The sequence below is a fragment of the Sphingosinicella sp. genome (assembly GCF_041916975.1).
Classification (GTDB): domain Bacteria; phylum Pseudomonadota; class Alphaproteobacteria; order Sphingomonadales; family Sphingomonadaceae; genus Sphingosinicella.
In genome coordinates this window covers 2,150,721-2,176,405 of sequence record NZ_JAYRYK010000001.1, presented here as the reverse complement: position 1 = coordinate 2,176,405, position 25,685 = coordinate 2,150,721, and the positions used below count along the sequence as shown (strand labels likewise).

Below are 25,685 nucleotides of genomic sequence, written 5' to 3'. Positions count from 1 at the left end.
GGCTGAGGGGCGGCACCTCTATCGTCCCGCCCCGATGCGATACCTTGCTTTCCCGGCTTTTCTGGCCGTTTCCCTGATGCTCGGCGCCTGTGCGGACCGCGGCGGTGAATGGCCCTCGCTGGCGCGCGTGCCGGGTTCGCCGAACGCACCCTGCGGTCCCGCGGCCGAATCGGCGCCGGCCGGAGCGCGCCCCTGCGTTGCCGCGCCGCCGGTGACGGCGGCCCCGATCCCCGCGCCCGATCTTCCCGCGCTTGAAGCACGCCTTGCGGCGGCGCGCAGTGCATGGGCCGATCAGCTGAAAGTTGCGGGGACCGCTGTATCGGTGGCGGCGCGCGCCGATGCGGGTGAAAGCGCGTGGGCGGCGGCGGAGCTTCAGCTCAGCCGGCTCGAACGCGCGGCGGCACCGTTCGCGGAGGTTGCCGAAGCGCTCGCAGGGTCCGAATCCGGCGCAGCGCTGCGAGAGGCGGCAGAGGCCGACCGGGCGCGTCATCTCGAAGCCTTCGCCCGGCTTCGCTCGGCACTCCGCCGCTAACGCGTCTTCCTGAAAAGTCGTCCGGCGCAACTTTTTTCGTGCCCTTCACAACTTATACGTGTGTCGTTTACGACTTGTTTACGATCCTGACCCTAAAGCTGTGCCTGCAGACTGATCAGCCAACGGTTCGTCCCCTGGTTCCTCTCCGTTCCCGCCGGGCGGTCTGCTGAAAGAAGGGCACACTGCCGCCCCCGCGGCGATCCAAGTGCTCCAACGGTGCCCGAAAGGGCCGCGGCGCCAAGTCCCCCGTGCGCCCTGGCCTTGATCGCCGCCCGGTCCGTGCACCCCGCCGGGCCGGGCGGCTTTTCGTTTGTGCGCGCCGTTGACGCGCGGCAGCCCTGTGATGCAGGCTTGCAACGCAGTCGCACACGGTCGCATCGGCGTGGACCCGAATCTCCCGCCGTGCGTTCAGCGCCGTGAGGGAACATTAAGAAAAACGGTGCATCGTACCTGCCTGATGGGGGCCGCGAGCGCCGAGGTGGAAAACAAGATGGCCGAAAAGGACACCGGCAGCACACATGGCAGGGGGGCCTCCTCCCAGCCAGGGCAACGTCCGGACCTGCAGAACATGGATCTGGAGGATCTGCTGAAAGAACTCGAACGTCCCCTTGATCAGGCCGTGGTCGATCGGGGTTTGCTGCGGCTCGCGACGTTCGTTTCCGGGCGCCAATAGACCGAGCGCCGACAGGATCGTTTCGGGGTACCTCGTCTCAGCGCCGCCGCCGTGCCAGATGCGCGACCGCAAGCAGCGCGCGCGACGTCAGCAGTTCAGGACTTGCCGCACCCGGCGATTTGATCTGGCGCTCCGCGTCCAGCAGGCGCGAAAGGCCGTTGCGCAGCGCCGGCGCGTTCCACGCCGAAGCCTGACGCGCGATGCGGTCGCGCGCTTTCCAGAAGATCGGTGGCCGCGCGGCTTCCACAGCTTCCTTCGCGCTGCGCCCGCTGTCGATCGTGCGTCTGAGCTCGCCGAGCAGCGTCAGCCGCCGCGCCACCGCGCGCAGTTGCGGAATCCCGACAATGCCGTTGCGGCCGAGTTTTGCCGCCTGCACTTCGGCCTCGGCGGAATTGCCGTCCGCGACCGCGTTCACCAGCGCGTCGAAATCCGATTCGGCCATCGCCGCGCCGAGTTCGGCGAGCGTTTCCATTTCGAGTGCGCGCACCCGGTCCGGCGCGGCATCGAGGTAGAGCGCGAGCTTTTCGAGTTCGCGGGCCAGCACGCCGCGCTCGGCGCCGAAGCCGGCCGCAAGCGCCTCCGCCGCCTCGCGTGAGGGCTTGAGGCCGTGCCGCGCGCAGGCATCGATCACCATGTCCACCGCCTCGCGGCCATCGGGCACGAAGCACTGCGCGACGATGGCAAGCGGCGATGCGGCCGCCGTCTTGATGAGCGAGGATGTCGCCTTCAGGCTCCCGGTTCCCACCATCACGACGGGATTGCCTGCGGCGGGCGCGGTCAGCAGGGCCTCGACTGCGGCGGTGCAATTGTCGCCCGCGCCGTCCACGCGGATCAGGCGGCGGTCGCCGAACATCGAAACCGCGGCGGCTTCATCGGCAAGCCTCGCGGGATCGCCCGCGAGCGCGGTGGCATCGAAATCGATGCGGCCCATCGGGTCGTCTGCAGGGGCAAGCAGCGTCGTAAACTTGTCCGCGATCTCACGCGCCTGCGCCTCGTCGGGGCCGTAAAGCAGAACCAGGCGGGTGTTCGGGTCGAAGCGCGCCAGCGCCGCGTCGATCGCCTTGCGATCGGCCGCCTTCACGCCGCCTTCACCGGGCCGCTTCGCTGCGCGCGAACAGCGCGACGCGCGCGATGATCTGCTGGGCGATCTCTTCGGAAAGCCGCTCGAGCGCTGCGTTTTCCGCCGCGATCACGGCATATTCGGAGCTCACGATGTCGATGCCCGCGTCGGACCGCGCGGCGGCATCGATCAGCACGGCGCCGCTCGCGTCTTCAACCAGCTGCCAGCGCGCGCGCAGCTGGCGCCGTTCGCGCGAGATCGAATCGTCGCCGCGCACACCGAAGCCGCTGATGCTGTCGTCGAGCTTCACGATCAGCTTGTAGCGCCGCTCGCCGCTCGCGTCGGGCAAACGGTCGAGCAGCGCCTGCCGCACCAGATAGCCCGATTTTTCCGGGATCACCGGCACGTCGATTCCGGTCAGGATCGTCGCGCCCGGCCCCTGGCTGCCGCCCGAATAGACCGGTTGCAGCCCGCAGCCCGCCATCAGCAAGAGCAGCAGGGCGGCGGCGCGTTTCATGCGACGATGTTCACGAGCCGGTCGGGCACCACGATCACCTTGCGCGGGATTTTGCCATCCAGCGCACGCTGCACCTTCTCGCGGGTCAAGACCAGCGCTTCCATGTCCTCGCGCGTCGCGCCCTTCGCGGCTTCAACTTCGTCGCGCAGCTTGCCGTTTACCTGGATGGCGATCGTCACCGTGTCCTGCGCGAGCATCGCGGGGTCGGCTTCGGGCCACACAGCGTCCACGGCAAGCCCGGCTTCGCCGAGCGCTTCCCATGCCTCTTCGGCAAGGTGCGGCATCGCGGGCGAAACGAGCTGCACGAGCGTTTTCACCGCGTGGCGGCGCGCGGAAGACGGCGCAGCCTTCTCGATCGCGGCGGCAAGCTCATAGCTCTTGGCGACCGCCTTGTTGAAACGCAGTGCCTCGATGTCGGCGGTAATGCCGTCGATGGCGACATGCGCCGCGCGGGTCAGCGCTTCGTCCTCGCCGGCGTCGCTTTTCCCGGCATCGTCCTTGGTCTCGTTCACCAGGCGCCACACGCGCTGCACGAAGCGCCACGCGCCCTCGATGCCCGCCTCGGTCCACTGCAGGTCGCGCTCGGCCGGGGAATCGGAGAGCACGAACCAGCGCACGGCATCGGCGCCGTACTGATCGAGGATCGGCGAGGGATCGACGGTGTTCTTCTTCGATTTCGACATCTTCTCGACGCGGCCGACCGTCACCGGTCCGCCGCCCATCTCGAAGAGCGAATTGTCGCGCCGTTCCACTTCGCTCGGCAGCAGCCAGCGGCCGTCGGCGGCACGATACGTCTCGTGCGTCACCATGCCCTGTGTGAAGAGCTGCCGGAACGGCTCGTCGAGGTCGATGAGCCCGCAGGCCTTGAGCGCGCGTGTCCAGAAGCGTGCGTACAGCAGGTGCAGGATCGCGTGCTCGACACCGCCGATATACTGGTCGACCGGCAGCCAGCTTTCCGCCTCTCCGCGATCGAACGCCTTGTCCTTCGGCTGGCTCGCGAAGCGGATGAAGTACCAGCTCGAATCCGCGAACGTATCAAGCGTATCGGTCTCGCGCCGCGCCGGCTTGCCGCACTTGGGGCAGTCGGCGTTCTTCCACGTGGGGTGGTGCTCCAGCGGATTGCCCGGCGTCTCGAAGGTGACGTCGGCAGGCAGGCGTACCGGTAGCTGGTCGTCCGGCACCGGCACCACACCGCACGCCCCGCAGTGGATCACTGGGATCGGTGTGCCCCAATAGCGCTGGCGCGAAACGCCCCAGTCGCGAAGCCGGAACTGCGTCGTCCCCTCGCCCCAGCCCTCGCCCTCGGCGCGCGTGATCACCGCGGCAATGGCGTCATCGACCTCCATGCCCGTCAGGAACCCAGAGTGCACCAGACGACCGGGCCCGACATACGCCTCGTCCCCGATCGGCTCCTCGGCATCGCCGACAACGCGCGTCACCGGCAGCTGATACTTGCGCGCGAAATCAAGGTCGCGCTGATCGTGCGCCGGGCAGCCGAAGATGGCGCCGGTGCCGTACTCCATCAACACGAAGTTCGCCGCGAAGATCGGCAGCGTCCACGTCGGGTCGAGCGGATGCACGACGCGGAGGCCCGTGTCGTAGCCCTTCTTCTCGGCGGTCTCGATCGCCTCAGCGGAGGTACCGGTCTTGCGGCACTCCTCGATGAAGGCGGCAAGCCCCGCATCCTTCGCAGCAAGCTCGGCAGCGAGCGGATGGTCGGCGGCAATCGCTGCGAAGCTTGCGCCAAACAGCGTGTCGGGCCGCGTCGTGAACACGTCGAGCCCATCCTCGCGGCCTTCGATCGCGAAGCGGAACTTCAGGCCCCGGCTGCGGCCGATCCAGTTCTCCTGCATCAGCCGCACCTTGTCCGGCCACTGATCGAGGCCGGAAAGCCCGTCGAGCAGATCGTCGGCAAAGGCGGTGATCTTCAGGAACCACTGGCTGAGCAGGCGGCGTTCCACGGGCGCGCCGGAACGCCAGCCCTTGCCGTCGATCACCTGCTCGTTGGCGAGCACGGTCATGTCGACCGGGTCCCAGTTGACGTAGCTTTCCTTGCGATAGACGAGGCCCGCCTCGTACATCTTCAGGAACAGCGCCTGCTCGTGACCGTAATATTCGGCGTCGCAGGTCGCGAACTCGCGGCTCCAGTCGAGCGCGAAGCCGAGGCTGCGGAACTGCTCGCGCATCGCAGCGATGTTCTGCCGCGTCCAGCTTTCCGGGTGCGTCTTCTTCTCGAAGGCGGCGTTCTCGGCGGGCATGCCGAAGGCGTCCCAGCCCATCGGGTGCAGCACCTCAAAGCCGCGCGCGCGGCGGAAGCGCGCGATCACGTCGCCCATCGTGTAGTTGCGCACATGGCCCATGTGCAGACGCCCCGACGGATACGGGAACATCTCCAGCACATAGGTCTTGGGCTTTTCGGACGCGCTGTCGGCCGCGAAGGCCTGGCGCTCGTCCCAAATGCGTTGCCAGCGGCCGTCGGCGACCGCGGGGTTGAATCGCGTCATCGGCCTTTAGCCCTGATACACGGCCCTGCGGATGTCGCGGGCGCGGGCGAGGATGGTTTCCTCGAGCTTCTGCACAGTGCCGGCGCGCACCGGCGCGTCGATCCAGTTGCCGCCCTGCTGCTGCTGGCGGACGGCGGCAACGCGGAGCGCATCGGCGCGCAGTTCGCGGTCGAGGATGTAGACGGTGACCTTCACGCGTTCGCCGGGCGCCTGCGGATTGGCATACCAGTCCGTCACGATGACGCCGCCGTTCGAATCGACCTGCGCCATCGGCATGAACGCCAGCGTTTCAAGGCTTGCCCGCCAGAGGTAGGAATTGACGCCGATCGTCGTCGTCGTCGCGGCGGCGAGGTCGGCGCGCGGCGCGTCCTTCTTGCCTCCGCAGGCGGCGAGCAGGGCCAGCGCGATCGCCAGACCCGTAATGCGTACACTCGTCTTCACGTGGATTTCCGCTCCATCAGGCTTGCTCGGCGGCCGTTATAGGCAGCGCTTTCGGGGGCGCATAGCCCCTCTTCGCGTTGCATTCGCTGTTGAGATGTTGCAACAGGTTCGAACGAACCCGGCCGGTCGCCGCCAAACGAGCGATTCGGACTCGGATTCGTGCGGAGGAATCTGTAGTTCTGTCACGTAGTTGTCACAGGCACGCGACAGAAGCGCGGGGGTTATGATTCGGGTTGGGACATACGCAGCAAACGCACTGGTCGCGGTTTCCGCGAGCCTGATGCTGTGCGCGCTTCCCGCCGCCGCCTCTTCGAAGAAGCCGATCGAGAAGGTTGCTGCCGACAAGGCCGCTGCCGCAAAGGGTTCCGAAACCCGCCGCAAGCTTACGACCACCGCAGGTGTGGTGACGCCGCTGAAGGCCGAAACGCTCGGCTCCTTCACGCCGCCGATGCTCGACAATGCGCGCCGCGCCGGTGTTGCCGGGGCTTCGCAGGAGCGCACGTTCCGCTTCACGCCCTCGGGCAAGAGCCGCGACAACAAGGCGCTGGCGCTTGGCGTCACGTCGCGCGTCGTCCGCGCGGCTGCGCCGGAAACTGCGCGTCCGGCTGAAACCGAAGCGGCGACGGCCTACAACTTCGACGTGTCCGTGGCGCTCCGGGGCTTCGCGCTCACCGGCGGCTACAGCAAGATCGCCAGCGTGCTCAGCGACGAGCGCGAAGGCGTCGATCTCGGTCTCTCCTATCGCGGCAGCCGCTGGAAGACAGCGCTTCAGCTGAACGCCGAACGCGATGCCGACGGCTGGGTGAACCCGCTCAGCCTCGACAAGCGCTACACGGTCGAACTCGGCGGCGCCTATGCGCTGAACCCGCGCCTCTCGGTCATCGGCGGTGTGCGTTACCAGCTGTCGGAACCGGATCCCTCGGGCCGCTACCTGCTGCGTAGTGGCGAACGCCTCGGCACCGACGGCGAAGCCGGCGCGGTTTACCTCGGCACCTCCTTCAGCTTCTAGAATCGGCTCCTGTTTCGCCCGTTCTGGGCTGCAAACAGTGGGCTTCACTTATTCCAAGCGTCGATCGCGCCCCATGCCTGTGCACCGAGGGCTTGCATCCGTGCGTAGCGCTTGGGGGTCATGCCGCCGAGCGCTGCGACGGCGATCCCGGTTCCACGCCCCGTCAGTCCGAACCGGAGCGCGCCGAGCGTTCGGGCGCCGGGGTGCGAGCGCGTCGGAAACACGGGTGAGAGGAACACGAGGCTCGCTCCCGCACGCCGTGCCCGCACGAGCCCGGCGCGATCATGTGACGCTGCCGTTATGACGTCACGCACTGGGCGTCCGCCGTCCGACATATGCACTCCCGCCGCACCCACGGCCCGCGCGAGCCGGACATCTCCAGCCACCATCAGCACGTGCCCGTATCGCCGCGCGAGTTTTGCCGCGCGCCGCGCAATGACCGAGCGATCCGCTGCATCGTAGTGCCGCAGCACGATGCCGCTGCCGCGCGGCAGTTGGTGAATCGCGTCCCACAGCGCCTCTCCCATGCGCGGATCGGTGAAGAGCCAGGTTTCAGGCAGGTGCTGGGAGTGGCGGCGGCGCATCCCCCTCTCTATAGGGAAGCGCATGACCGCTGCCGAGACACTCGCCGACATTCACACCCGCATCGAAAAGGCCGCGAAGCTCGCAGGCCGGAAACCGGACGTTACGCTGGTTGCAATTTCCAAGACCTTCGGTGCCGAGGATATCCGTCCTCTCCTCGAAGCCGGCCAGCGCGTGTTCGGGGAGAACCGCGTGCAGGAAGCGGCGGCGAAATGGCCCACGCTCCGTGATGCGTTCCCCGGCGTAGAGCTCCACCTCGTCGGTCAGCTGCAGTCCAACAAGGCGGCTGAGGCGGTCGCGTTATTTGACGTCATCCATTCGCTCGACCGGTCTTCACTCGTCGCCGCGCTCGCGAAGGCCATGGCCGTATCGGGCCGCCGGGTACCCTGCTTCGCGCAGGTGAACATCGGCGACGAGCCGCAGAAAGGCGGCGTCGCCATCGATGATCTTCCCAAGCTTCTCGCTGAAGCCCGCGCGGCAGAGATCCCGCTCGCCGGGCTGATGTGCGTGCCGCCCGCCGACAAGGAGCCCGCGCCCTATTTCGCGCTGCTCGCGAAACTCGCCGCGCGCCACGGGCTCTCCGGGCTCAGCATGGGCATGTCGTCGGATTTCGAAACCGCCGTGGAACTCGGTGCTACGCACGTGCGCGTCGGCTCGGCACTGTTCGGAACACGCGAAACGCACTAGGCTGCCCCTTATGGGCGGCGACATCCTCATTTACGGCGCAAACGGCTACACGGGCCGGCTGGTGGTGGAGCGCGCACTCGCACGCGGATTGAAGCCGGTTTTGGCGGGGCGTAACCGTCAGGCGGTCGAAGCGCTCGCCGACGAAACCGGCCTTCCTTCGCGCGTCTTCGACCTCAAGGGCGATGTTTCCGAGCTTTCGGGTATCGGCACGGTGCTGCACCTCGCCGGGCCGTTTTCACGCACGTCGGCGCCGATGCTCGAGGCCTGCCTCGCGGCGCGCGCGCACTACATCGACATCACCGGCGAGATCGATGTGTTCGAAGCGCTCGCCGCCCGCGATGCCGAAGCGAAGGCCGCGGGAATTGCCGTGCTCCCCGGTGCGGGGTTTGACGTCGTGCCGTCGGATTGCCTCGCGGCACACCTGAAACGTCGCCTGCCCGGCGCGGTTTCGCTCGATCTCGTCATCGGCGGCCTCAACGAAGCGAGCCGGGGGACGACACGCACGATGCTGGAAGGCATGGCGGCGGGCACCCGCGTGCGCGAGGGCGGGGCCATCGTCGAACTCTCCGAGGTGCCGCGCGGCACAGCCGATTTCGGACGCGGCCTGAAGCCCACTATAGGCGTGAGCTGGGGAGACGTTTCGACCGCCTGGCATTCCACCGGCATCCCCGACATCCGCGTTTTCTTTGAAGCAAGCCCGCCGCTCGAACGCGCGCTCGGGATGCCGCGCCTGCTCCGGTCGCTGATCGCCAGCGCCCCGGGCCGCTGGCTCGCGGGTCGCGCCATCGATCGGATGCCGCCCGGCCCAGATGCGGCTGCACGGGGCCGGGGGCGCAGCGTGCTCGTCGGCCATGCGGCGGATGCCGAAGGAAACCGCGCTGTCAGCCAGCTCGAAACCCCCGAGGGCTACACGCTTACCGCACTCACCGCTGTCGAGATCGCCCGTCGCATCCACGGCGGGGAGGTCGCGCCGGGCTTCCACACACCCTCCAGCGCGTTCGGCCCCGATTTCATCCTCGGCTTCAGCGGCGTCAAACGCCGGGATCTGTCGTAGGCGCAGGCTTCAGACGATCTCGATCACCTCGCCGGGGACAAGTCGCTCCACGATCGCCAGCAGCGTGTCACGCGGAATTGCCACGCACCCTTGCGTGAAATCCTTCGCTGCCGTGCAGTGCAGGAAGATCGCGCTGCCCATGCCCGGCACCGGCGGCGTGTCGTTATGGCCGAGGATGACGATGAGGTCGTAGAGACTGTCATCGCGCCACAGATGCTCAGCCGAAAAGGCGTGCGGATGCCGCACCGGGCGATTGTAGGCAGGGTCGTGCACGTCGTCGGACCAGCCGTCGCTGGGGTGCAGCCAGCGCCATGGCAGCCGCGTGTTCGGGGCGGCGAGCTTGTCGGGGCGTACCAGCAATGCGCGAATGGCGTAGGTGCCACGCGGCGTCATGGCGTCACCTTCGCGCTTGTCCGCCGCGTCCGTCGCACCCGCCTTGCCGATCAGGCACGGGATGGTCTTGCCGAACGCCGTCAGCGTGCGTGTGGCAGCATCGACGCGGATGGCGCTCACAGCATGTGCCCGGTGCGGTCGCGCTTGGTGCGCAGGTAGGCCTCGTTATGCGCGCCTTCACCGGCCTTGAGCGGCAGCCGCTCGGCAACGGTGATGCCCTCCGCCTCAAGTCCCGCGACCTTGGCGGGGTTGTTGGTGAGCAGGCGGATGGTGCCGAAGCCGAGCGCCTTCAGCATGTTCGCGGCAAGCGCGAACTCGCGTTCGTCGATCTCGAAGCCAAGGCGGAGGTTGGCGTCCACCGTATCGAAGCCCTGGTCCTGCAGCGCATAGGCACGCAGCTTGTTGATGAGGCCGATGCCGCGCCCCTCCTGCTGGAGATAGAGGAGGATGCCGCCGCCGGACTCAGCGATCGCGTGCAGCGCGGCGTGGAGCTGATCTCCGCAATCGCACTTCAGCGAGCCGAGCAGATCGCCGGTGAGACACGAGCTGTGCAGGCGCACGAGGGGCGTGGTGCCGTAGGGATCGCCGATCAGTAGCGCGAGATGCTCCGGCCCGCCCGGTAGGCGGAAAGCGACGATCTCGGTCTTCTCGTGCACCTTGATCGGTAGTCGCGCGCGGCTGACGAGCTTCAGCGCGCCGGTTTCCGCGAAGTGTTCGATGTCCGCCGTCGCCACGACGTCATCCGCCGCGCCGCCCTCGATCACGAACAGCGCGGGCAGCAGTCCAGCGTGCTTGGCAAGGCTCAGCGCGGCGCGGCCGGCGCGTTCGATGCGCCCTGGCGGCAGGCTACGGAACGGGCCCTTCATCGGCGTTGCAAGGTCGAGCACCGGATCGGCGACCGCACGTGCGGTATCGAGGTCGAGCCACGGCGTGCGTTCGATCAGCACGGCCTGCATCCCCGCTGCGGCGAGCTGGTTGCCGAGGCCCAGAAAGGCGGCGCGCTTGTCGGTGAGCAGCACGTTTGCGCGCGCGCCGCCTTCAAACGCTGCAAGCGATTCGGGATCGGCAAGCTCGATGGCGAGCACGGTGATTGCCGCCTCGCCGTCCGTCACCTGCACGGGGTGACCGCGCCTGAGCGCGTCGATGGCACGTTCGGCGCTCTGCACCGCGCTGGTCAAAGCGCGAACTCCGCGATCAGGGGAACGTGATCGGATGGCTTCTCCCAGCTCCGTGCGGGTTCCAGCACACGGAAGCCGGCGAGCGAGTCCTTCATCGCGGGCGAGACCCACACATGGTCGAGCCGCCGGCCGCGGTCGTTCACCGTGTGGTCCTTGTTGCGATAGCTCCACCACGTGTAGAGCCGCTGCGGCGCGGGCACGAGCGTGCGCGCCACGTCCACCCAGTCGTGGCTCTGCATCAGGCCGGTCAGTGCCTCCACCTCGATCGGCGTGTGGCTGACGACGTCGAGCAGCGCCTTGTGGCTCCACACGTCGCATTCGAGCGGCGCGATGTTGAAATCACCGAGGATGATCGTGGGATCGCGCAGGGATTCGGACCAGCGCGTCATGCGCTGCACGAAATCCAGCTTCTGTCCGAACTTCGGGTTCAGCGTGCGGTCGGGGATATCGCCGCCTGCGGGCACATAGACGTTTTCAAGGAGGATACCGTTCGGCAGCCGCACGCCGATGTGGCGCGCCTCGCCATTGTCCTGCCAGTCGAACCGGCGCTCCTCCACGAGCGGCTGCTTCGAAAGGATGGCGACGCCGTGGTGCATCCGCTGGCCGTTCAGAATCATGTGCGGGTAGCCCATGCGCTGGATCGCGGCGAGCGGGAAGTCCGCGTTCTGCGCCTTGGTTTCCTGCAGGCAGATGATGTCGGGCGATTCGTCCTTCACCAGCTGCGCGATGATGGGCAGGCGGATGCGGACGGAGTTGATATTCCAGCTGGCGATCTTGAGACGGGACATGCCGAGCGGCTTAGCAAGGCCGGGCGCCAACGCAAAGGCTCAGAAATGCGTAGGCCCCCGCCTTCAAGGTGAAGACGGGGGCCCTTTTTGCGCTCGTCACGCAAGTCGGCGGCGGGTCCGGGCAACAGGGGGCAAATCCCGAACACCAGCCGACTGATGACAATTTAAGGGGCCGATCCTGTCGCTTCAATGAACGGCGCGACGCTTGGTCAGCAAATTCGACCGTTCCGCCTCCGAATCCCCGCCTATCGGCTGCCGGGGCGGTTGCGCGGGCGCGGATCGCGGTAGCGGAAGGCGTTGTCGCTCACCGGCACGTTGAAGGCGATGTTGGAAAGATCGACACGCGTGGTGTTGCCCTGCGCATCGAGCACGCGCCAGCCTTTGAGTTCAAGGCCGCCGGGCGCGGTCCGGTCGCGCTCGAAGAAAATGGTGATCACGCCGTATTCGGGATGCTTCCTGTCCTTCGCCTCCACGGTCAGCGCCTTCGGTGTCGAGGAGACGATTCGGGCGTAGCGCGTAAGATCGGCATTGGCATCGAGCAGCACCGAAAGCGGCGTCTGCTTGATCGGATAGCGTGAGACCTGGGACACCTGATAGTCGATCATGGTGAGGTTGCGCCCGTCCGCGACCACCAGCAGCGGCACCTCCTTCTGATACTGAAAACGCACCTTCCCCGGCCGCGCTAGCGTGAGTTTACCGGTCGCGACCGCGCCGCTCTCGGCGGTCTGCCGGAAATCCGCCGTCATCGTCCGCGTTGCAGCAAGATGCGCGCTCACTTCGGGGATCGAAGCGGCGGCCGGCGCCGAAAGGCCGAGTGTGAAGGCAAAGGCAAGAAGGGCTTTTTTCATCGCGAGTCCTGATAGCGCCGACGCGAAGGTGCGGCAAATGCGGGCGCACGTTGCCGTATCGCGCTTGAACCCGCGTTGAACCGGCAAGCCGCCGTCAGATCCGGTTCCCGTCCGGGTCGATCAGCACCTCGCGGCGGCCGACATGGTCGGGGGTGCCGACGTAGCCGTCCTTCTCCATGCGCTCGATGAGGCGCGCGGCGTTGTTGTAGCCGACGCGCAATTGCCGCTGGAGATAGGAGGTGGAGGCCTTCTGGCTTTCGGCGACCACCTGGATGGCGCGGCGGTAGAGGCCGGCTTCGGCGTCGTCCTCGTCGATCGGCAGGCCGAACTGGCCGTCAGAGCCTTCGGGCTCCTCGGTGACGGCGGCGACATATTCGGGGGCGCCTTGCGCGCGCCAGTGTATCGCGACGCGCTCGACCTCCTCGTCCGACACGAAGGGCCCGTGCACGCGCGCGATCTGCTTGCCGCCGGGCATGTAGAGCATGTCGCCCTTGCCCAAAAGCTGCTCGGCGCCCTGCTCGCCGAGGATTGTGCGCGAATCGATCTTGGAGGTGACCGAGAAGCTGATGCGCGTCGGCAGGTTCGCCTTGATGACGCCGGTGATGACGTCGACAGAAGGCCGCTGCGTCGCCATGATGAGGTGGATGCCTGCCGCGCGCGCCTTCTGCGCAAGGCGCTGGATCAGGAACTCGACCTCCTTGCCCGCGGTCATCATCAGATCGGCAAGCTCGTCGACAACAACGACGATCAGCGGCAGCGTGTCGAACTCCAGCGTCTCGGTCTCGTAGATCGGCTGGCCCGTCTCGCTGTCGTAGCCGGTGTGCACGCGCCGCACGAACGGCTCACCCTTGGCCCGCGCTTCCTTCACCCGCGAGTTGAAGCCGGAAAGCGAGCGGACGTTGACCGACGCCATCATCCGGTAGCGGTCCTCCATCTGCTCCACAGCCCACTTCAAAGCGCGAATCGCCTTCGGAGGTTCGGTGACGACGGGCGAGAGCAGGTGCGGGATGCCATCGTAGACGGAAAGCTCCAGCATCTTCGGATCGATCATGATCATTTTGCACTCGCGCGGGCTGAGCCGGTAGAGCAGCGAGAGGATCATGGCGTTGAGGCCCACGGACTTGCCCGAGCCGGTGGTGCCCGCGATGAGGAGGTGCGGCATCGGCGCAAGGTCGGCGACGACGGGATCGCCCGCGATGTCCTTGCCAAGCACGATGGGGAGCGCGGCAGACTGCGTTTCGAACGCATCCGAAGAGAGCATTTCCGAAAGCGACACCGTTTCGCGCTTCACGTTCGGCAGCTCGATGCCGATTACGTTGCGGCCGGGCACGACGGCGATGCGCGCCGAAAGCGCGGACATCGAGCGCGCGATATCGTCGGCAAGGCCGATCACGCGGCTCGCCTTGATGCCCGCGGCGGGCTCCAGCTCATACATGGTGACGACCGGGCCGGGGCGCACCTCCACGATCTCGCCCTTCACGCCGAAGTCGTCGAGCACCGATTCGAGCAGGCGCGCGTTCTGTTCAAGGCTCGCCGCATCGATCTTGCGCGCGGTGGTCTTCGGCGGCGGCGACAGCAGCGACAGCGGCGGCAGCTGGAAGGAATCGCGCAGATCGAGCCGCGACTGCTTCTCGCGCGCCTCGCGCTTGGAGGGTGCGGCCTTCTTCTCGGGCGTGACGATACGCTTGGTCGGCGCGGCGGCGGTTTCCGGCACGGTCTCGGCATCACGCGGCGCTTCCCGGCGCGGCTGCGCGCGAGGTGTGGCGCGCGGCTGCGGCGCTTCGGCACGCTCGCTGCTGCGTTCGGCAAGGCGCGTGCGGAGCGCAGCGATATCTTCGCGGCTGATACCGAGCGCGTAGAAGAAAAGGGCGATCGCCCCGAGCCCGAGCAGCACGCCGATCGGTGCCGTCACAGCGGCGGGGCTCACGTCCGGCGGCAGCAGGCCCGCGGCGGCTTCCGGTATGCGGCCGAGCAGAAGCCCGGCGATGCCTCCGGCACCCGCCGGAAGATCGCCGAGGAGGTCGCGCCCCGGCAGCGCCAGCGCGGCCGCGGCGAGCAGCACCGCACCGAGCGTCGCGGCAAGTTGTCGCCGCCAACCGTCGAGACCGCGCCGCTGGATCAGCCGCACGCCGAAGAGCGCGACGACCGGCACGACAAGCAGGCTCGCAAGCCCCGCGAGCTGCAGCAGCAGGTCGGATACGTAGGCGCCGGTATAGCCAAGCCAGTTCTGCGGCGCAGTGATCGTGGCGCGGTTGAAGGAGGGATCGGTGCTGTCGTAGCTGGCGAATGCCAGCGTCAGCGCCAGCGCGAGCATGACGAGCACGCCGCCGCCTGCCACGACGGCCGCGCGCTCCAGCGCCACCACCCAGCTTTGCGGCATGATCGCCGTCGATTTGCCTGCTGCCCCGCGCGCCATGACCCTTTGCCGACCCCGTTTTCAATGCAACTGTCGCGCGGAACATCCCGCGAACATGCCTAAGATTGAGTCCGTGGGGCGCCGGGGTCAAGAAAAAGTCGGCCGGCGGTGAAGCCGGCCGACAGGAACGGTCCTGAAAAATCCAGGTTCCCGAGCGAGCAGAGACGCGAAATGCGTCTCGCCGAAGCCTCTTCAAAATCCGTGCCAAGCGCGGAATGGCGAGGTTTCGCGGATTCTGGATTGTTAAATGCCCAATAAATAGGCGCACCAAAGCACACGCCTCAAAATTGGGCATTCGTCATGCTCTTTCGCACGATGCGATGTGCAGCTAGGGTCCGGCCATGCGGCACACCCACGATACGATCATCATCGGCGGCGGCCTCGTCGGCATGACGACGGCGCTTGCGCTCGCCGCCTCCGGCATCCGTTCCGCCGTCATCGACAGCGCTGATCTCGACGCGACACTCGCGGCAGGTTTCGACGGCCGCGCCTCGGCGATCGCCAGTGCGACGTGGCGGATGCTCGCCGCGCTCGGCCTCGATGGCGAGCTTGAATCGAAAGGCTGCCCGATCCGCGAGATTCGTGTCACGGACGGCCTCTCGCCGCTGCACCTCCATTTCGACGGCACCGGCGACGCGTCCGGCGAGCCCCTCGGCTATATGTTCGAAAACCGCCACCTGCGCATGGCCCTGGTCGCGGCCGGGGCGGCTTCCCCCCACATCGACGTCTATGCGCCCGATGCCGCCGCCGCGATCGAACGTGCAGAGGCGGGCGTCACCGTGCGTCTCGCAAGCGGCGACACGCTCACCGCGCCGCTTCTCATCGCCGCGGACGGTCGCCGTTCGAAAATCCGCGAGGATACGGGCATTCGCATCGCGGCGTGGAGCTATCACCAGACCGCGATCGTCGGCATGATCGAGCACGACGTGCCGCACGGGAACGTCGCGTTCGAGCTGTTCTATCCGGCCGGGCCGTTCGCGGTGCTGCCGATGCTGCCGGGCACGCGCTCGGCGATTGTGTGGACCGTGAGCGAGCGCGATGCCGCCGCCACGCTGGCGCTGCCGGAACGTGCCTTCGTCGCCGAGATCGACAAGCGCATGGGCGGTTTCCTCGGCAACATTCGGCTCGCCGCGAAGCCCAGCTCCTTCCCGCTCGGCTTCCATCATGCCGAGCGTTACACGGATCGCCGCCTGATCCTCGTGGGCGACAGTGCGCACGGTATGCATCCCATCGCTGGCCAGGGTCTCAATCTCGGCCTCCGCGATTCGGCCGCGCTGGCAGACGTGCTGGCGGAGGCCGTGCGGCTCGGGCTCGATCTCGGCGATCCGCAGGTGCTCGCGCGCTATCAGCGCTGGCGGGGTTTCGACAGCATGTCGGTGATGGGCGCGACCGATGTGCTCAACAAGCTGTTCGCGATCCCCGGACGCCCTGCGGCAACGATCCGCCGCCTCGGTCTTGCCGGTGTGCACCGTCTGCCGCCGCTCAAGCGCTTCTTCATGGCGGAGGCGCGCGGTGCGTCGGGCGATCTGCCGTCGCTGCTGCGCGGCGATCTGCCTTAGAGCCTGTCCTGTTCAGTTTGAGGCGTCGTGACGGAGCGGAAATGGGTGCATGGGTAGGAGCGAGGAGGGAGCGATGCAGAGGCATCGTGACCGACGAGCGACGCCCCCATGCGCCCATTTCCGCCCGCCGCTTCGCGGTTGCGTTACCGCGCCCGCCGGACGGCGTCGCGCGGCTTGCGCGTAGCTCTGCTACGCGCCGCACCACGCTCCTTGCCGGACGAATGCGGAAACGCAATCACGATGCCTCAAACTGAACAGGACAGGCTCTAACTCTCGTCCTCGCCGAGTTCGCGGGCTTCCTCGATCACCATCACCGGCACACCGTCGCGTACAGGATAGGCGAGCCCCGCCGCCTTGCTGACGAGTTCCTGGCGCTCGCGATCATAGCTGAGCGGCGCCTTGGTGAGCGGACACACAAGGATCGCGAGCAGCCGCGGATCGACATCGCGGCTCAATGCACCAGTCCTGAACCATTTTCGGCGCCGGGCTGCGCGAGCGTCATCAGCGCGCAGAGTGTTGCGGCGCGGATCGGCACGGTCTTCGCTTCCAGCAGCGCCTGTTTTTCCGCCACGTCGAACGGGCAGACGGCGGCGAGCGTGTTCACCAGCGATTCGTCGTCCGCGCCCGAAACCGCCTCCCAGTCCGCCGAGAGGTTCTGCGTATCGAGATAGGTGCGCAGCGTCGTTTCAAGGTCGGCGCGCAGCACCGCCGCCATCGGCTGCGGCGCCTGAAAGTCCTCGATGAAATCCCGGTAGTCGGCACGCACCTGCCGATAGGGCGTTTCCACGTCGAGCTCTCCGGCGATGCGGAACCGCGTGACGCCGGTCAGCACGATCAGCAGTCGCCCGTTTTCGGGATCGGTAAACTGCGTGATGCGGCCGAGCCCGCCGATCTCGAACAGGCTGCCATCTTCCTTGGGCTGGATCATGCCGATCAGCCGGTCGCCGCCCATCGCGGTTTTCACCATCGCGAGGTAGCGCGGCTCGAAGATGTTGAGCGGCAGCTGTCCGCGCGGCAGCACGATCGCGTTTTCCAGCGGAAACACCGGGATCACCTCCGGCAGCGCGCTGGCACCGAAACCGCTCACGAGAACAGCAGCGCCGAAAGCTTGCGGCGGGCGGCGTTCACCCACGGGTCTTCAAGACCGATCGCTTCGAACAGCTTCAAAAGCTGCGCGCGCGCTGCATTGTCGTTCCAGCCGGGCTCGCGGCGCATCACCTCGAACAGGTGCTCGGCCGCAGCATCGCGTTCGCCGTTCGCGGCAAGCGCGGCGGCAAGCTCCAGCCGTTTCGCATGGTCATCCGGGTTCGCGGCGAGCGCGCTTTCCAGCGGGGCAAGAGCACTGGCGGGAACGCGCTTCTTTGCCATCTCGATCGCAGCGCGCACCTGCGCCAGCCCCGGCGCCTTGCTGTCGGCGGCAACGGCGCCAAGCGCCGCTTCGGCCTCATCGATCCGGTCGAGCCCGGCGAGCGCGCGGGCAAGGCCGATCGCGTGCGGTTCCTGCTCGGGCTCTTCGGCGCGCAGCGCGGTGTAAATCTGCTCGGCCTGCGCGAAGTCGCCGGCGTCGAGCGCCGCAGCAGCGGCTTCGGCATAGGCGGCCAGCGATTTGTCATGCCCGTCCGCTGCACCGATCGGCAGCTGCGGCAGGATCTGGTCGAGGAAGGCGGCAAGCTCGCGCTCGGTGCGTGCGGGCGTCAGGTCCGCGACCGGCTGGCCCTGGAAGAACGCATAGACCGTGGGGATCGACTGCACGCGGAATTGCGAAGCGATCATCTGGTTCTTGTCGACATCGATCTTCACCAGCTTCACGCCGCGCGCCGCATAGTCCGTCGCGACCTTTTCGAGAACGGGCGCGAGCTGTTTGCAGGGGCCGCACCAATCCGCATAGAAATCGAGGATGACAAGCGAGGTCATCGAAGGCTCGATCACGTCGCGCTTGAAGGCCTCGATCGAAGCCCGCTCGGATTCGGGGGTGCTGAGAGTGGCCAAGATGCGTGCCCTTTTCGAAAGATAGGGTTGGTTCCCGGCGTTCATATGGGAAGTGCGCGCACCCCGTCCAACCCCAATCGCGAATCCGCTTGCGCTTTTCGCCGCGCTCATGCTAGCAGCCGCGACCTCTGGCGGAGCCAAGCCTCCGCATACGTTCGAGCGGGCGTAGCTCAGGGGTAGAGCACAACCTTGCCAAGGTTGGGGTCGAGGGTTCGAATCCCTTCGCCCGCTCCAGTTTTTCAAGTGATTACAATCGCTTAGACGCCTTCGGCGTGACTCGCGAATCACGTGTCAACTCTCGGGCTACCACCAGGCTACCACGCTCGGAAGCGCAGGTTCCACTGCGTCCCAGCGTTTGATGCTTAAGCAAGTGTTTGTACATGCGCGGCGAACAGGGCAATGTGATCGTCTCGTGAGGGGTAACTCGTGGACGACCGCAAGGACGTATTGCCGCTTCGTATAGTTGCTGCCCGCTTCATAAACATCAATGAGCAAGCGGGTCTCACCGAGCTTGACCGTATTACAGCGGATGCCTCCCGTATTATTCGGAAGAGATACGCCATCTTGTTGGTTGCATTTGCCGTCGCAATTTTGACAACTGGGATTACGCTTATTCCCGGGCTTTTTCTGGTCGCCAGCGAGACGCCTGGCGCCGAAGTTGCTCTTATTGTGGGCTTGGCATGCTTCGCCCTGCTTATGGCTATTCTCGCTTTGTGGCGTTCCTTCCAGTATGGTGGCTTGAAAGCATCTGCGCCGCAGAAGCCTGTTTATGCCGATGCTGATGATCCTGCGGCGCGGAACCTCGAACGCCTGTTTGCCGTCCTTCAGCTCGAATCGACCCCGCGGGCCTTCTATCGCTTGCGCAACGGCACGCGCTGCTATGTGGACGAGCGCTATTTCTTTGGCAGTCTGCGCGCGGCACACGTGTCCAAGAGCAGCACTCTCCGCGACGCGCTGTTCGGGCCCACTGGATTCTGGTTCGCGCGCGAATTGTTTCTGGAAGCCGATATCGATCAACTCATTACAAGCGCGAAGGCCAGACCCAATCGTACGGGGGCTCCGAAAACATATGATTATACGGATGCTGTCATGTCGCTGATCGAACATCCATCCGTCCGGGCTCTCCAGATCGGAAAACGCGGCAACCAAAAGCAGATCGTCGCACTTTTGGAGGACTGGTATCATAGCCGGCGCGGGCCAGCGCCCAGTGAAACCCAGCTGAGCCTCTATGCCAAGCAGATATTGGACGTGATCGCGAAAAATCGCGCCACGAAATCCTAGCCGCCATTCCCGAGGAATGGCGGAAATCCACGACTTCCAATTTTGATTGTTACCGCGTGATCGCCAAATCTGGCGGTCTCCCCACGCATTAGCACACCGATGGAACCACCGGCGCTTAGACGCGAATGATCGGGTCGTCCGCCGCATCGCGGCACCCAACGGAGGCGACCATGGATGAGATCGCATACTCGATAAACCGGACCGCCAGAGCGCTCGGTGTCGGCCGCAGCACCATCTACAAACTCATCAAGACCGGTCAGATCGACGCGCTCAAAATCGGAACGCGGACGCTGATAACGACCGAATCGATTGCTCGGCTTACCGAGGTGCATCGCTCAAGCTGACGCTCGCGTGACGATGCGTAGCCCGCGCCTTTCCCCTCCACATCATCGGCTGAGGTCGAATCGTGTGCGTATTCCGTAAAGCCTTTGGCTGGTTCGGCCGCCTTCTAGGTGCGCCTGAGCGAATCAGTCTGCACTTCATCGCCAATCGGCGCACCGCGGCTTACGTCCGTCCGCTCGTCCGAAAGCTTATCGCCGATGACGACGACGGCGAGACCTACCGCACCGCGCTGATAGACTGGCACCGGGCGGAGCGGCCGCCTCTCGCCCTTTATCACGGAACCACCAGCTTCTGCCGGATCGATGGCCCCAGCCAATGGGTCGGGGATCATCCGTTTCCGCTAGGCGGGCTGATCCTCAGTCCCGGCGTGACCGCGCACCTTGATCCGTTCGAGGCCGAGGCGTTGCACGGTCATATGCAAGGCGCGGTCGAACGGGCCATTCGGGCATGGCTTGCCGATCGCAGTCGCCGTGCCCACCCGGCAGTCCCGGTGGAGTTCGATCGCCGTGAGGCCGACCGCGTCGCGAAGGCGATGATCGCGGCCTGGGCGGCGCGGCAGGAGCGGATAAGCCGACCCGCCGTCGATGATGCGAAAGGCCCGCATCATGTCTGACCCCGTCACGCAAAGGGCAGCGTTGCAGGGCCGCGATGCTGCGCATCGAGCCCGCAATTTGGATACACACCTCACGCACGTGTGCATCCCGCTTTTCCGCCGTTTTTTGAGAGTGCGCCGAGAGTGCGCGCCTTCGGCGGATCGGCAGACCCTCGCATTTGCGCGGCGTTTCACGAGTGCGCGGCGCACTCTGAGCCCGGTAGCGCTATGAAGCCGGTTCAATACACCGTCCGCCTGCCCGCATCGCTCGACAATGCGCTGCGTTCGCTGGCCAGGCAGCAGAACACGAGCGTCTACGCGGCTCTTCAGCTGAGCGTGCAAGCCGGCATTGCGGCGCTCGCCAACCCGCCCGCGCCGGGCACCGACGACCGCGAACTCGTCGCCGAACTGGCATCGCTTGGCACCCGCATCGTGGACGTCGAGCGGATGCTCGACCGCACGCTGTTCACCGCGTGCGCCGCCTACGCCTATGCGCGCAGCGCGGCACTCGGCGCACGCAAGGGCGACGAGGTCATCACCGCCGAGATCAACGCCGCCTATGACCGCCAGCGGCGACTCTCGCAGGAGGGCCGATCGTGACCCATGACCGGCGCATCCATGCCGATGCCGTCCGGCGGCAGCTTCGCGGCAACCACGCCCGGCGCTTCAAGCGCCAAGCCGGTGTCATGCTCGGAGCCATGGCACTGGGCTCAGTCGCCGCACCCTATACGATGCTGGACAGAGACGCTCAGTGGGCGGCGGGCGTCTACGCCTACGTGCGGACGAGCATGTGGGTCGCGGACGGGGCTGTCGCCGATCCCGAGATCAGCGTTACGTATAGGGGAGCGGATTACCGCGTATCCGCACGCGCCGTGGTTGCGAGCCGCCACTACCGCGAGGCAGTAGGTGCCGTGCTGGTCTACGCAGGACGCGGATGCGGGCTGGGCTTTGCCGCCTGGCTGTTCGGCCTCGTCCTCTTGCGCGGTGCCGCTGCGCGGCGGCGCGAGCGCGCGCTTGACGATCGCGTCATCGCCGGAACCCTCGTCACCACAGAGAAGAAGCTGGCGAAGCTCGTGGCCAGAGACGCGCATGCCGATGCCCTGTCGATCGGCAGTGTGCCGATCCCCGCGCCGCTCGAAACCCGCCACATGGCGATGATCGGCACGACAGGTAGCGGCAAGACCACGGCGCTGCGTCAGCTGCTCGACTGCATTGAGGGACGCGGCGACGCCGCGCTCGTCTATGACACCAGCGGTGAGTTCGTCGCGCATTACTACCGACCCGAGCGCGGCGACGTCATCCTGAACCCGTTCGATGCCCGCTGCGCGTTCTGGACGCCCTTCGCGGAGATCGGCCACCCCGCCGACGCCGCGCGCATCGCGCACCAGTTCATCACCGAGACGAACAGCCAGGACCACGACGTGTGGCTGGAGACAGCCCGCATCCTCGTCGCCAACATGATCCGCAAGCTCTGGGAAGAGGGAAACCCCACCCTTACCGCGCTGCTCGGCGCGCTTCAGGTCAAGACCAAGGACGAACTCAAGGTCTGGCTGACCGATACGTCATCGGCGCGGACCTTCGCCGACGATGCCGACCGGGCGACGGGCAGCGTGCTCTTCATGCTCGCCAAGGCCGCCGACCTCATCCAGTTCCTGCGCGCCGAGGACAGCGGCGGGGCGCCGTTCGCGTTCCGCGACTTCATGAGCGGGCTCGATGCGCGCGAGACCCCGCGCCCGTGGATCTTCGTGCCGCGGAAGGAAGACTATTTTGAAGCGTCGAAACCGCTCCTCGCCTGCTGGCTAGAATGCGCGGCGAGCGCCGTGCTGGGGCTCGCGCCCTCTCCTGAGCGGCGCATCTGGTTCGTGCTCGACGAGCTTGCCGACCTCCCCCGCGTCGACAATCTCGCGCGGCTTCTCCCCGAAGGGCGCAAGTTCGGCGCCGCCGTCGTGCTCACCTTTCAGGCGCTCGGGCAGATGCGGCACCGCTACGGGCCGCAGCTCGCCGAGTCGATGCTCGGCTGCTGCAACACCAAGCTGTTTCTGCAAACCATCGACAGCGAGACCCGGCGATGGGCCAGCGAGACCATCGGCACGTGCGATGTCGAAATCCAGACTATGACCGACGCGCTGGCCGATGGCGACGATGAAGCCCGCACCACCCTGGGCCGGATGCGGAAGACACGGCCCGCCGTCCTCGAAAGCGAACTGCGGCTCCCCAAGCATGAAGGCTTCCTGCTGCTGCCGGACGGCCTGCCGGTGGCGCGCGTGAAGCTCACCGCCAATCATGTCGCGCGGCGCGGGCCGCCCCGCCAGCCGGGCTTCGTCGCGGGCGATCCAGGCACGACGCTCTGGCAATCGGGACGCGCAGCGCCCTCCTCGCAGCCCCCGTCCGAGTCCTCGCCATCCCCCACGAGCCAAGGGCCGGTGTGATGGTCGCGTCCGTGTCGGCGCTTACCAGCTCGGCGCAGGCGAGCAGCTACTACGAGGCCGACGACTATTACGCCGAGGGCGGCCTCTCGCCTTCGGAATGGCAGGGCAAGGGCGCCGAGGCGTTGGACCTCTCCGGCGAGGTGGACCGCGACCGGTTCCGCGCGCTTCTGGACGGCAAGGTCGAGGGCGCGCAGCTCGGCACGGTGCGCGGCGGCCAGCTTGAACACCGCCCTGGCTGGGATGTGACCTTGAGCGCGCCGAAGTCGGTGTCGATCATGGCGGAGGTGGCAGGCGACCGGCGGCTGATCGCCGCTCACTACGAAGCGGTCAGGACCGCGATGGCGCATGTCGAGACGCACATGGCCGCGACGCGCGTCCGCAACTGCGGCACTGTCACCCGCGAAGCGACCGGCAATCTCATCATCGCCAGCTTCCAGCACGGCACCAGCCGCGCGCAGGACCCGCAGCTTCATACGCACAACGTCATCATGAACGCGACGCAGGGCGAGGATGGCAGCTGGCGCAGCCTTGAGCCGCGCGCGTTCTACCAGCTTCAGAAGCAGATCGGCGCGATCTACCGGCAGGAACTCGCCTTGAAAGTGCGCGAGCTCGGCTATGAGATCGAGACGGGCAAGGACTCGCTGTTCGAGATCAAGGGCGTGTCCGGCGCGGTGATGGCCGCGTTCAGCACGCGCAGCGCCGAGATCGAAGCGGCCCTTGCCGCGCGCGGGACGTCGCGCAACATCGCGAGCGCGTCGGAAAAGCAGGTCGCGGCGCTCGACACGCGGCAGGCGAAGGTCGCGGCCAATCATGCCGCGCTTGTCGCGGGCTGGCGGGAGACAGCCGACAAGGCAGGGTTCGGTCCGGAAGCACGACTGGCGATGATCCGCGAGGCCAAAGCCACGGCCGCCGATCCTGCCTACCGCCTGCGCCGCGACATGCAGGGCGAGAATGCGGCAGCCCGCGCGATCACCCAGGCCGCCGAGAAGCTCGGCGAACGGCAATCGGTGTTTTCCGTAGCCGCCTTGCATGAGGAAGCCGGACGGGTTGGGCTCGGCAAGGTCAGCTACGCGCAGGTCGGCACGGCCCTCGCGGCGGCGACTGACAAAGGCACGCTGATCGACCGGACCTTTCTGGACCGGCGCGGCGCGGCGTTCGCCGGGTTCACCACTTGCCGGAATGTCGAGACCGAAGCCCGGATGCTGCGCATCGAGGCGGAAGGACGCGGTACCCTTGCCCCGATCGCTTCGCCGCTTGCCGCCGCCAAGGCCGCCGCCCATGCAGCGGCGAAGGCGGAACGCGCGGGGTTTGATTGGAATGCCGACCAGCGCCAAGCCACGGCGCAGCTTCTGAGCAGCCGGAACGGCGTCACTGCCGTGCAGGGCTATGCGGGCACCGCCAAGACCACCACGGTTCTCGCGACCTTCGCGCGCGAGGCCGAGGCGCGCGGCGTATCGGTCATTGCGCTTGCCCCCACCGCATCGGCGGCGATGGTGCTGGGCGAGGCGCTCGGCACGCGCGGCGATACGGTCGCGCGGCACCTTCTGTCACCCGAGCGCTCCCCTCAGGGCCAGCCTGCGGCGTGGATCGTGGACGAGGCTTCGCTCCTCTCGGCCCGCGACACCGCACGGTTGCTCGACCTCGCCGACCGGCACAATGCCCGCGTCCTCCTTGTCGGCGACGTGAAGCAGCTTGGCTCGGTCGAAGCAGGCGCCGCGTTCGCGCAGTTGCAGGACGCCGGTATGGAAACCGCCAGACTCGCCGAGATCGTCCGGCAGACCAATGCGGCGACCAGAGAGGCCGTGCTCGCATCGATCGCCGGAGACGCCAAGGCGGCGCTCGACGCGCTCGATCGGGGCGGCGGGCAGATCATCGAGCGTGCCGACCGCGCCGAACGGTTTGCCGCTATCGCCGAGTCATATGCCGCGCTGGACAAGGCTGGCCGCGCGCGAACGCTTGTCATCGAGCCGTCGCGCGAGGGGCGCGATGCCCTGACCGCCGATATCCGTGCTGCACTGACCGGGTCGGGCGCGCTCACCGGGCCGGCCGTCACGGTGCAGAGCCTCGCAAACAAGGGGCTGACCCGCGCCGAGGCGCGCGATCCCTTGAGCTATGACAAGGGCGATGTCGTCCGGTTTACTCGCGACTATGACGACAAGGGCGTGGCGCGCGGCGAAGCTTACCAGGTGGAGAGCATCGATCCGGCCAAGGCCGCGATCACCTTGAAATCAGAGGACGGACGCGCGGTGGATTGGCGTTTGCGGCAATGGGGTGCTGGCAAGAGCCAGGCATTTGCGCCGCAGTCGCTGGAGCTCAAAGCCGGTGACAGCATTCGGTTCACACGAAACGATCGCGGAGCCGGCCGGGTCAACGGTGGGCGTGGCGTCGTGATCTCCGTGGAAGAGAAGTCCCGCACGGCAACCATCGAGACGTCGAAAGGCAGGACCGAAACGCTGAATCTGGACGCGGCGCGGGACCGGCACATCGCCCACGCCTATGTCGAAACCACCTTTGCCGCTCAGGGCCGCACCGCCGACCATGTCATCGTCCACGCCGACAGCCGGGCCACCAACCTTGTCGATCAGAAGAGCTTCTATGTGGGGATTTCTCGTGCCAAGGCCTCTGCCACCGTGTTCACCAATGATCGCGGAAGACTGGTGTCCGCGATCAGCGAACGGGCGGGACAGATGCAAACTGCCATCGCGCAGGCGGTCGTGCCCTCCCCCGCCGCCGTTAAAGCCAAGGGGGCCGGCATCGGGTAGCAGATGCCGGCCATTGCGACCTCGCTCGGCGCTACCAAGGCAATGACGG

Annotated in this window: 25 protein-coding genes and 1 tRNA gene; 13 read left to right on the top strand and 13 right to left on the bottom strand. The window is 66.8% G+C overall.

The features are described 5' to 3' along the window. Positions 1-76 precede the first annotated feature (76 nt). Both ACE3TJ_RS10335 and ACE3TJ_RS10330 read left to right on the top strand, forming a co-directional pair. Positions 77-532: a hypothetical protein gene (locus ACE3TJ_RS10335; protein WP_374595976.1), complete on the top strand. Its 456-nt coding sequence runs from the start codon at positions 77-79 to the stop codon at positions 530-532. Between the two features lie 490 nt (positions 533-1,022). After that, on the top strand, positions 1,023-1,205 hold the full coding sequence (locus ACE3TJ_RS10330) for a hypothetical protein (protein ID WP_374595975.1): 183 nt from the start codon (positions 1,023-1,025) through the stop codon (positions 1,203-1,205). 37 nt (positions 1,206-1,242) lie between these two features. On the opposite strand, the gene holA is transcribed toward ACE3TJ_RS10330, so the two are convergent. From holA to ACE3TJ_RS10310, 4 genes are read right to left on the bottom strand one after another with little or no spacing between them, the layout of a single operon-like run. Then, the gene (gene holA / locus ACE3TJ_RS10325) at positions 1,243-2,286 is read right to left on the bottom strand and encodes a DNA polymerase III subunit delta (RefSeq protein WP_374595974.1); all 1,044 of its coding nucleotides are present in this window, start codon (positions 2,284-2,286) and stop codon (positions 1,243-1,245) included. A gap of 7 nt (positions 2,287-2,293) precedes the next feature. Continuing rightward, positions 2,294-2,782, bottom strand: a complete 489-nt coding sequence (gene lptE / locus ACE3TJ_RS10320; protein WP_374595973.1) for an LPS assembly lipoprotein LptE — start codon at positions 2,780-2,782, stop codon at positions 2,294-2,296. Then, positions 2,779-5,286, bottom strand: coding sequence for a leucine--tRNA ligase (leuS, locus tag ACE3TJ_RS10315; protein ID WP_374595972.1), 2,508 nt, complete (start codon positions 5,284-5,286; stop codon positions 2,779-2,781). Before leuS ends, lptE begins: the two co-directional genes overlap by 4 nt. Before the next feature lie 6 nt (positions 5,287-5,292). Further along, positions 5,293-5,727, bottom strand: a complete 435-nt coding sequence (locus tag ACE3TJ_RS10310) for a DUF3576 domain-containing protein (protein WP_374595971.1) — start codon at positions 5,725-5,727, stop codon at positions 5,293-5,295. Positions 5,728-5,950: 223 nt separating this feature from the next. Here ACE3TJ_RS10310 and ACE3TJ_RS10305 point away from each other — a divergent pair, with 223 nt between their 5' ends. Then, positions 5,951-6,736, top strand: a complete 786-nt coding sequence (locus ACE3TJ_RS10305; RefSeq protein ID WP_374595970.1) for a porin — start codon at positions 5,951-5,953, stop codon at positions 6,734-6,736. A 44-nt stretch (positions 6,737-6,780) separates the two neighbouring features. Here the strand turns inward: ACE3TJ_RS10305 and ACE3TJ_RS10300 are convergent, their stop codons facing one another. Beyond that, a complete protein-coding gene (locus ACE3TJ_RS10300) occupies positions 6,781-7,320 on the bottom strand; it encodes a thiamine phosphate synthase (RefSeq protein WP_374595969.1) in 540 nt (179 codons plus the stop codon). Positions 7,321-7,342: 22 nt separating this feature from the next. Between ACE3TJ_RS10300 and ACE3TJ_RS10295 the strand changes: the two genes are divergently transcribed. Together ACE3TJ_RS10295 and ACE3TJ_RS10290 are read left to right on the top strand one after the other, a co-directional pair. Beyond that, complete coding sequence (locus tag ACE3TJ_RS10295; protein ID WP_374595968.1) at positions 7,343-8,005, top strand: YggS family pyridoxal phosphate-dependent enzyme; 663 nt, start codon at positions 7,343-7,345, stop codon at positions 8,003-8,005. A 10-nt stretch (positions 8,006-8,015) separates the two neighbouring features. Then, complete coding sequence (locus ACE3TJ_RS10290; RefSeq protein WP_374595967.1) at positions 8,016-9,059, top strand: trans-acting enoyl reductase family protein; 1,044 nt, start codon at positions 8,016-8,018, stop codon at positions 9,057-9,059. A 9-nt stretch (positions 9,060-9,068) separates the two neighbouring features. On the opposite strand, the gene ACE3TJ_RS10285 is transcribed toward ACE3TJ_RS10290, so the two are convergent. From ACE3TJ_RS10285 to ACE3TJ_RS10265, 5 genes are all read right to left on the bottom strand, one after another. Then, positions 9,069-9,572 carry a L,D-transpeptidase gene (locus tag ACE3TJ_RS10285; RefSeq protein WP_374595966.1) on the bottom strand — a complete coding sequence of 168 codons (504 nt, stop codon included), beginning with the start codon at positions 9,570-9,572 and terminating at the stop codon, positions 9,069-9,071. Then, positions 9,569-10,630 (bottom strand): GTP cyclohydrolase II, encoded by a 1,062-nt coding sequence (ribA, locus tag ACE3TJ_RS10280; protein WP_374595965.1) that lies wholly within the window; start codon positions 10,628-10,630, stop codon positions 9,569-9,571. Before ribA ends, ACE3TJ_RS10285 begins: the two co-directional genes overlap by 4 nt. After that, positions 10,627-11,418 carry an exodeoxyribonuclease III gene (xth, locus tag ACE3TJ_RS10275; protein WP_374595964.1) on the bottom strand — a complete coding sequence of 264 codons (792 nt, stop codon included), beginning with the start codon at positions 11,416-11,418 and terminating at the stop codon, positions 10,627-10,629. Before xth ends, ribA begins: the two co-directional genes overlap by 4 nt. Before the next feature lie 245 nt (positions 11,419-11,663). Beyond that, the gene (locus tag ACE3TJ_RS10270; protein WP_374595963.1) at positions 11,664-12,266 is read right to left on the bottom strand and encodes an outer membrane lipoprotein carrier protein LolA; all 603 of its coding nucleotides are present in this window, start codon (positions 12,264-12,266) and stop codon (positions 11,664-11,666) included. Positions 12,267-12,360: 94 nt separating this feature from the next. Then, positions 12,361-14,682 carry a DNA translocase FtsK 4TM domain-containing protein gene (locus ACE3TJ_RS10265; protein ID WP_374595962.1) on the bottom strand — a complete coding sequence of 774 codons (2,322 nt, stop codon included), beginning with the start codon at positions 14,680-14,682 and terminating at the stop codon, positions 12,361-12,363. 341 nt (positions 14,683-15,023) lie between these two features. Here ACE3TJ_RS10265 and ACE3TJ_RS10260 point away from each other — a divergent pair, with 341 nt between their 5' ends. After that, a complete protein-coding gene (locus tag ACE3TJ_RS10260) occupies positions 15,024-16,241 on the top strand; it encodes a UbiH/UbiF/VisC/COQ6 family ubiquinone biosynthesis hydroxylase (RefSeq protein ID WP_374595961.1) in 1,218 nt (405 codons plus the stop codon). Positions 16,242-16,507: 266 nt separating this feature from the next. Here the strand turns inward: ACE3TJ_RS10260 and ACE3TJ_RS10255 are convergent, their stop codons facing one another. The 3 genes from ACE3TJ_RS10255 to ACE3TJ_RS10245 are packed head-to-tail and all read right to left on the bottom strand — an operon-like array spanning position 16,508 to position 18,230. Next, positions 16,508-16,696 (bottom strand): Trm112 family protein, encoded by a 189-nt coding sequence (locus tag ACE3TJ_RS10255; protein WP_293779555.1) that lies wholly within the window; start codon positions 16,694-16,696, stop codon positions 16,508-16,510. Next, on the bottom strand, positions 16,693-17,328 hold the full coding sequence (locus ACE3TJ_RS10250) for an LON peptidase substrate-binding domain-containing protein (RefSeq protein WP_374595960.1): 636 nt from the start codon (positions 17,326-17,328) through the stop codon (positions 16,693-16,695). Before ACE3TJ_RS10250 ends, ACE3TJ_RS10255 begins: the two co-directional genes overlap by 4 nt. Beyond that, positions 17,325-18,230 carry a tetratricopeptide repeat protein gene (locus tag ACE3TJ_RS10245; RefSeq protein ID WP_374595959.1) on the bottom strand — a complete coding sequence of 302 codons (906 nt, stop codon included), beginning with the start codon at positions 18,228-18,230 and terminating at the stop codon, positions 17,325-17,327. Before ACE3TJ_RS10245 ends, ACE3TJ_RS10250 begins: the two co-directional genes overlap by 4 nt. Positions 18,231-18,389: 159 nt before the next feature. Between ACE3TJ_RS10245 and ACE3TJ_RS10240 the strand changes: the two genes are divergently transcribed. The 7 genes from ACE3TJ_RS10240 (at position 18,390) to mobF (ending at position 25,636) form a co-directional block, all read left to right on the top strand. Beyond that, positions 18,390-18,464, top strand: a tRNA-Gly gene (locus ACE3TJ_RS10240). A gap of 192 nt (positions 18,465-18,656) precedes the next feature. Further along, the gene (locus ACE3TJ_RS10235; RefSeq protein ID WP_293779549.1) at positions 18,657-19,511 is read left to right on the top strand and encodes a hypothetical protein; all 855 of its coding nucleotides are present in this window, start codon (positions 18,657-18,659) and stop codon (positions 19,509-19,511) included. 170 nt (positions 19,512-19,681) lie between these two features. Continuing rightward, positions 19,682-19,855: a helix-turn-helix domain-containing protein gene (locus tag ACE3TJ_RS10230; protein WP_293779547.1), complete on the top strand. Its 174-nt coding sequence runs from the start codon at positions 19,682-19,684 to the stop codon at positions 19,853-19,855. Between the two features lie 62 nt (positions 19,856-19,917). Next, positions 19,918-20,466, top strand: a complete 549-nt coding sequence (locus tag ACE3TJ_RS10225) for a hypothetical protein (RefSeq protein ID WP_293779545.1) — start codon at positions 19,918-19,920, stop codon at positions 20,464-20,466. Between the two features lie 207 nt (positions 20,467-20,673). After that, positions 20,674-21,045: a hypothetical protein gene (locus ACE3TJ_RS10220; RefSeq protein WP_293779543.1), complete on the top strand. Its 372-nt coding sequence runs from the start codon at positions 20,674-20,676 to the stop codon at positions 21,043-21,045. Further along, entirely contained in the window at positions 21,042-22,874 is a 1,833-nt protein-coding gene (locus tag ACE3TJ_RS10215) for a type IV secretion system DNA-binding domain-containing protein (RefSeq protein ID WP_366484316.1), read from the top strand. The genes ACE3TJ_RS10220 and ACE3TJ_RS10215 overlap by 4 nt, the downstream gene beginning before the upstream one ends. Continuing rightward, positions 22,874-25,636 carry a MobF family relaxase gene (mobF, locus tag ACE3TJ_RS10210; protein WP_293779541.1) on the top strand — a complete coding sequence of 921 codons (2,763 nt, stop codon included), beginning with the start codon at positions 22,874-22,876 and terminating at the stop codon, positions 25,634-25,636. Before ACE3TJ_RS10215 ends, mobF begins: the two co-directional genes overlap by 1 nt. Positions 25,637-25,685 lie beyond the last annotated feature (49 nt).